This is a genomic window from Pseudomonas sp. NPDC087614, from assembly GCF_044743485.1.
Taxonomy (GTDB): domain Bacteria; phylum Pseudomonadota; class Gammaproteobacteria; order Pseudomonadales; family Pseudomonadaceae; genus Aquipseudomonas; species Aquipseudomonas baetica_A.
Genome location: NZ_JBIUWN010000136.1, coordinates 1 through 6,268, shown reverse-complemented (window position 1 = coordinate 6,268; position 6,268 = coordinate 1). Strand labels below are relative to the sequence as shown.

Sequence of the window (6,268 nt, the reverse complement as noted above, 5' to 3'; positions counted from 1 at the left end):
ACCCCCCCCCCCTCGTGGGGTGGGGGGCGCCGGGGGGGGGGGGGCTGTTATCCCTCCCCCCCCCCCCCCCCCCCCCGCAACTGGTAGGGCAGAATCGCCTGGAGCTGTTGTTGTTCCGTCTCGACGGTCAGCAGCTCTACGGGATCAACGTGTTCAAGGTTCGGGAAGTGCTGCAATGCCCGCAACTGACGCTGATGCCCAAGTCCAGTCCTGTCGTGTGCGGGGTGGCGAATATTCGGGGGGCGACCATTCCGATCCTTGATCTGGCAATGGCGACCGGTTCCGGGGCGTTGAAAGACAAGAAAAATCCGTTCGTGATCATCACGGAGTACAACACCAAGACCCAGGGTTTCCTGGTTCGCTCGGTGGAGCGCATCGTCAACATGAACTGGGAGGAGATCCATCCACCGCCCAAGGGCACCGGGCGCGATCATTACCTGACCGCTGTGACTCGGGTGGACAATCAGTTAGTCGAAATCATCGACGTCGAAAAGGTGCTGGCGGAAGTTGCACCGACGCCGGAAGCGATTTCGGTCGGTGTGGTCGATGTCGAGACGCAGACCAAGGCGTTGTCGCTGCGGGTGCTGACGGTCGATGACTCGTCGGTGGCGCGCAAGCAGGTCACGCGTTGCCTGCAGACGATCGGCGTTGAAGTCGTGGCGTTGAACGACGGCAAGCAGGCGCTGGATTACCTGCGCAAGCTGGTCGACGAGGGCAAGAAGCCGGAAGAAGAGTTCCTGATGATGATTTCCGACATCGAGATGCCGGAGATGGACGGGTACACGCTGACGGCTGAAATCCGCGGCGACGCTCGCATGCAAAAGCTTCATATCATCCTGCATACTTCGTTGTCGGGGGTATTCAATCAGGCGATGGTCAAGAAAGTCGGTGCCGATGACTTTTTGGCCAAGTTCCGCCCTGATGACCTGGCATCCCGGGTAGTCGACCGGATCAAAGCAGCAGATATCAGCTAGGGACCTTTTGTCCCTGGCGGTCAACACGATTTAAGAGGCGGCATCAATTTGTCTACGGGTAATTTGGATTTCGAACAGTTCCGGGTCTTCCTGGAAAAAGCCTGTGGCATTTTGCTCGGTGAAAACAAGCAGTACCTGGTCTCGAGCCGTCTCAACAAACTGATGGAGCAGCAAGGTATCAAGTCCCTGGGTGAGCTGGTTCAGCGCATCCAGACCCAGCCGCGCAGTGGTTTGCGCGAGCAGGTCGTCGATGCCATGACAACCAACGAAACCCTGTGGTTTCGTGACACCTATCCGTTTGAAGTCTTGAAGAACAAGGTGCTGCCCGAAGCCATCAAGGCCAGTCCCAACCAGCGTCTGCGGATCTGGTCGGCAGCCTGCTCGTCGGGTCAGGAACCGTACTCGCTCTCGATGTCTATCGATGAGTTCGAGCGCGTCAACCTTGGCCAGTTGAAGATGGGCGTGCAGATCGTTGCCACCGATCTCTCGGGCAGCATGCTGAACAACTGCAAGACTGGCGAGTACGACAGCCTTGCAATCGGTCGCGGTTTGTCCCCCGATCGTCTGCAGCGTTTTTTCGATCCGAAAGGACCTGGGCGCTGGGTCATCAAGGCACCGATCAAGAACCGGGTGGAGTTTCGCTCGTTCAATTTGCTCGACAGTTACGCCAGCCTGGGCAAGTTCGACATCGTGTTCTGCCGCAACGTGTTGATCTACTTCTCTGCTGAAGTGAAGAAAGACATTCTGTTGCGCATTCACAGCACGCTGAAACCGGGTGGTTATCTGTTCCTTGGCGCTTCCGAAGCGCTGAACGGTTTGCCGGATCATTACCAGATGGTCCAGTGCAGCCCGGGGATCATTTACAAGGCCAAGTAATCTGCAAATCGGCAACACAAAAACGGGAGTCCGCAGGGGCTCCCGTTTTTTTGTGCCTGGCGTTTCTACGAGGTCGCCGCTCCCACAGTGGAGCTGTGGTGTGGGTGGGAGGGGAGGGCAAGCGGCAGAAAAGCGGCAGCCAGCGGAAGTCGTTTGCCGCTTTTCTGGCATTGCCGCTTTGCCTGATCCCCGCAAAGGTGCGGTTTTCGGGGGTTTCTCGCGTTGGCACGGCGCTTGCTAAAGCTCAGTTACGAAAAACCGGTCACCCGAAGGTTCCCGACATGAGCATCAGCTTCGATAAAGCGCTCGGCATTCACGAAAAGGCATTGGGCTTCCGCGCTCAGCGTGCCGAAGTGCTGGCCAACAACATCGCCAACGCCGATACCCCGAACTACAAGGCTCGGGATCTGGACTTCTCCAAAGTGCTTGAAGCACAGACCCAGAAGAACGCCAACGGCACCATCGCCCTGAACATGACGAACAGCCGTCACATCGAAGCTGAAGGCCTGGGCAATGGCGACGAGTCGCTGATGTATCGCACGCCGATGCAGCCTTCGATCGACCAGAACACCGTAGATGCTCAGCTTGAGCAGTCGAACTACGCGCAAAACGCGGTCGGCTTCCAGGCCAGCTTCACCCTGCTCAACAGCAAATTCAAAGGGCTGGTGTCAGCCCTGCGCGGAGAGTAATCCATGTCCCTGTCCAGCGTTTTCAACATTGCCGGCAGCGGCATGAGCGCACAAACCACGCGTCTGAACACCGTGGCGTCGAACATCGCCAACGCCGAAACCGTCTCGTCGAGCATCGACCAGACCTACCGCGCCCGTCACCCGGTGTTCGCCACCATGTTCCAGGGTGGCCAGAACAGCGGCAGCAACTCGCTGTTCCAGAGCCAGGATGCCGCCGGTCAAGGCGTGCAGGTGCTCGGTGTGGTCGAAGACCAGAGCAACCTTGAAGCGCGCTACGAGCCGAACCATCCGGCCGCCGACGCCAAGGGCTACGTTTACTACCCGAACGTCAACGTGGTGGAAGAAATGGCTGACATGATTTCCGCGAGCCGGTCGTTCCAGACCAACGCCGAAATGATGAACACCGCCAAAACCATGATGCAGAAGGTGCTGACCCTCGGTCAGTAATAAGGGGCGACTGCCATGAGTGTTTCCGATTCCACCAGCGGCGTAAATATCAAGGACGTTCTGGCCAACTCCTCGGTCAAGACCGGCACGACCGCTGATGGTCTGGCTGCGGCCACCAACAGTGCCGCCGGCAATAAGGCCCTGGGCAAAGATGCGTTTTTGCAACTGCTGGTTACCCAACTGAAGAACCAGAACCCGCTCGACCCGCAAGACAACAGCGAATTCGTCGCCCAATTGGCGCAGTTCAGCAGTCTGGAAGGCATCACCACGCTGAACGACACCGTCAGCGGCATTGCCGGCAACTACAACTCCTCGCAAGCATTGCAGGCGTCGTCTCTGGTGGGCCGCTCGGTCATCGCCCAGACCGACAAGGCAGTGGTTGATACCAGCAAGAGCCTCAACGGCACGGTGGTGGTTCCGTCTTCCGGGGCTGTTTCGGTCACGATCAAAGATGCCGATGGCAAGGTCGTGCGCACCCTCGACATGGGCACCCAGAACGCCGGTAACGCCAGTTTCATCTGGGACGGCAAGAACGCTTCCGGTGAGGTCGCGAACGCGGGCACTTACACGTTCACCGCCAACGCGACTTACGACGGTCAGGCCACTTCGCTGATCACTTATCTGCCAGCGACCGTTAACAGCGTGACCATCAGCCAGACCGGCGGTGAGTTGATGCTGAACCTGGCAGGTTTGGGCAGCGTCGCGCTGTCCAAAGTACAAACCATTGGTATATAGAGCCGACTAACCGGCACAAAGGAGTGGAATATGTCTTTCAATATCGGCCTTAGCGGTCTCTATGCTGCCAACAAGCAACTGGATGTGACCGGCAACAACATCGCCAACGTTGCGACCACCGGTTTCAAAGCGTCCCGTGCAGAATTCGAAGACGTGTACTCGGCCACGCGCCTGGGTACCGGCAGCAAGACCGTTGGTAACGGCGTGCGTCTGGCCAACGTTTCCCAGCAGTTCGGCCAGGGTGACGTGAACAACACCGGTAACGTGCTGGACATGGGTATCCAGGGCAATGGTTTCTTCATCCTCAGTGATAACGGTTCCTTGAGCTACACCCGTGCCGGTGCGTTCAAGACCGACGCTCAGAACTACGTTGTCGATAACAACGGCAACCGTCTGCAAGGCTATGGCGTCGATGCCAACGGCAAGATCATCAGCGGTGTGCTGACTGATCTGAAGATCGACACTTCGGCCCTCAAGCCGAATGCGACGACCAAGATCGACCAGACCATGAACCTGAACTCGGAAGACATCAAGCCTACCGTGACCCCGTTCAGCCCAACCAATCTGAACAGCTACAACAAGACCATTTCCACTCCGGTCTACGATACTCAGGGTAACGAGCACCGCATGGATCAGTACTACGTGAAAACGGGTACCAATGCCTGGAGCGTCTACACCTACATGGATGGTCGTACGCCATCGGATCCGGCCAACAACACCCTGACGCCGCTGACCCACGACATCACCTTCAACTCCGACGGCACGATCAATACCGTGACCGCGGGCGCTGGCTGGACTCAGAACGGCAACACCCTGACCATGACGGGTTGGGTGCCGGGCGTTGTGACCAACCCGGCGACTACGCCAGTGACCTGGGGCCCGAATGGTTCTGTGGCCAACCCGGCCGGTATCGCGTTCAACATGACGTTGACCACTTCGTTCAATTCTCCTACCGCGCGTACTGCGCAGTATCAGGATGGTTACGCCACTGGCCAGATTTCCAGTCTGACCATCGATTCGACCGGTGTCATGACCGCCAACTTCAGCAACCAGCAGACCAAGGCTATTGGTCAGGTGGCGGTAGCCAGCTTCGCTAACGAGCAGGGCTTGCAGCCGATTGGTGGTACGCGCTGGAAGGAGACTTTCGCGTCGGGCGTGGCTGGGGTTGATGCTCCGAAGACCGGGACGCTGGGTTCGATCGTGTCGAACTCGCTGGAAGAATCGAACGTTAACCTGACCAATGAACTGGTGGATCTGATCAAGGCGCAGAGCAACTATCAGGCGAACGCCAAGACCATTTCGACCCAGAGCACTATCATGCAGACCATTATTCAGATGACCTGATTCTGGTTTTGGTTTGTGAAAGGGGCCCCTCGTTTGAGGGGCTTTTTTTTGTGCGCCAGGCATGGCGCGTTGCGCGCAAGCGCACCCAGCATGGCTGTGGTGACCATGCGGGTGACTTGGAGGTGAAAGTCTGTCGCCGAGCTAACACTCATCCTGTTGAGTGGTGAGATGCGTGCGATTGGTTTTTGCTCTTTTGCAGGAGTGAGCCTGCTCGCGAAGGCGGCCTGAAAGCCAACCAATCTCCGTCAGATGTACTCCGTGTCATTTTTTCCTCGCCCAAAAGAAAACCCCCGACAAACCAGAGGTCTGTCGGGGGTTTCTCGTTCAGGTGTCTCGCGACGCCTGAATCAGCTCAGCTTATTGGCAAGCTTCGCAATCCGGCTCGTCGATCGCGCAAGCCTTTGGCACTGGCGCAGGACCGGCAGGAGCCGCCAGAACCGAATCGTCGCCGTGGTTGCCGCCGCTGGAAACAGCGTTCAGCTTGCCGGTGTTGATGGTCGACTTCTCGGTGCTGGTCGCGGCCAGGGCACGGAGGTAGTAAGTGGTTTTCAGACCACGGTACCAGGCCATGCGGTAGGTCACGTCGAGCTTCTTGCCCGATGCGCCAGCGATGTACAGGTTCAGCGACTGGGCCTGGTCGATCCACTTCTGACGACGGCTGGCGGCGTCAACGATCCACTTGGTGTCCACTTCGAACGCGGTCGCATAAAGTTCTTTGAGTTCTTGCGGGATGCGCTCGATCTGCTGAACCGAACCGTCGTAGTACTTCAGGTCGTTGATCATGACCGAGTCCCACAGACCGCGAGCCTTGAGGTCGCGAACCATGTACGGGTTGATCACGGTGAATTCGCCCGACAGGTTCGATTTCACATACAGGTTCTGGTAGGTCGGTTCGATCGACTGCGAGACGCCGGTGATGTTGGCGATGGTCGCGGTCGGTGCGATGGCCATGATGTTGGAGTTACGAATGCCTTTCTGTACACGGGCGCGAACCGGTGCCCAGTCGAGGGTTTCGTTCAGGTCGACATCGATGTACTTCTGGCCACGGGCTTCGATCAGGATCTGTTGCGAATCCAGCGGCAGGATGCCTTTGGACCACAGCGAACCCTGGAACGTCTCGTACGCGCCACGCTCGTCAGCCAGGTCGCAGGACGCCTGGATCGCGTAGTAGCTGACCGCTTCCATCGACCTGGCTGACGAGCG

General features: G+C 58.0%; 6 protein-coding genes and 1 pseudogene. 6 read left to right on the top strand and 1 reads right to left on the bottom strand.

The genetic code is table 11. The features are described 5' to 3' along the window. Window positions 1–44: 44 nt before the first annotated feature. From ACIOWA_RS27080 to flgE, 6 genes are all read left to right on the top strand, one after another. On the top strand, window positions 45–974 hold the full coding sequence (locus ACIOWA_RS27080; protein ID WP_401162834.1) for a chemotaxis protein CheV: 930 nt from the start codon (window positions 45–47) through the stop codon (window positions 972–974). A gap of 48 nt (window positions 975–1,022) precedes the next feature. Next, window positions 1,023–1,850: a protein-glutamate O-methyltransferase CheR gene (cheR, locus tag ACIOWA_RS27075; protein ID WP_221733039.1), complete on the top strand. Its 828-nt coding sequence runs from the start codon at window positions 1,023–1,025 to the stop codon at window positions 1,848–1,850. A gap of 281 nt (window positions 1,851–2,131) precedes the next feature. Continuing rightward, entirely contained in the window at window positions 2,132–2,539 is a 408-nt protein-coding gene (flgB, locus tag ACIOWA_RS27070; protein ID WP_339430859.1) for a flagellar basal body rod protein FlgB, read from the top strand. 3 nt (window positions 2,540–2,542) lie between these two features. Then, window positions 2,543–2,986, top strand: a complete 444-nt coding sequence (gene flgC / locus ACIOWA_RS27065) for a flagellar basal body rod protein FlgC (RefSeq protein WP_003227217.1) — start codon at window positions 2,543–2,545, stop codon at window positions 2,984–2,986. 15 nt (window positions 2,987–3,001) lie between these two features. Beyond that, a complete protein-coding gene (flgD, locus tag ACIOWA_RS27060) occupies window positions 3,002–3,721 on the top strand; it encodes a flagellar hook assembly protein FlgD (RefSeq protein ID WP_221733038.1) in 720 nt (239 codons plus the stop codon). A 30-nt stretch (window positions 3,722–3,751) separates the two neighbouring features. Beyond that, the gene (flgE, locus tag ACIOWA_RS27055) at window positions 3,752–5,065 is read left to right on the top strand and encodes a flagellar hook protein FlgE (protein ID WP_221733037.1); all 1,314 of its coding nucleotides are present in this window, start codon (window positions 3,752–3,754) and stop codon (window positions 5,063–5,065) included. Between the two features lie 357 nt (window positions 5,066–5,422). On the opposite strand, the pseudogene ACIOWA_RS27050 reads toward flgE, so the two are convergent. Continuing rightward, window positions 5,423–6,268, bottom strand: a pseudogene (locus ACIOWA_RS27050) (ribonucleoside-diphosphate reductase subunit alpha); the annotation flags it as partial.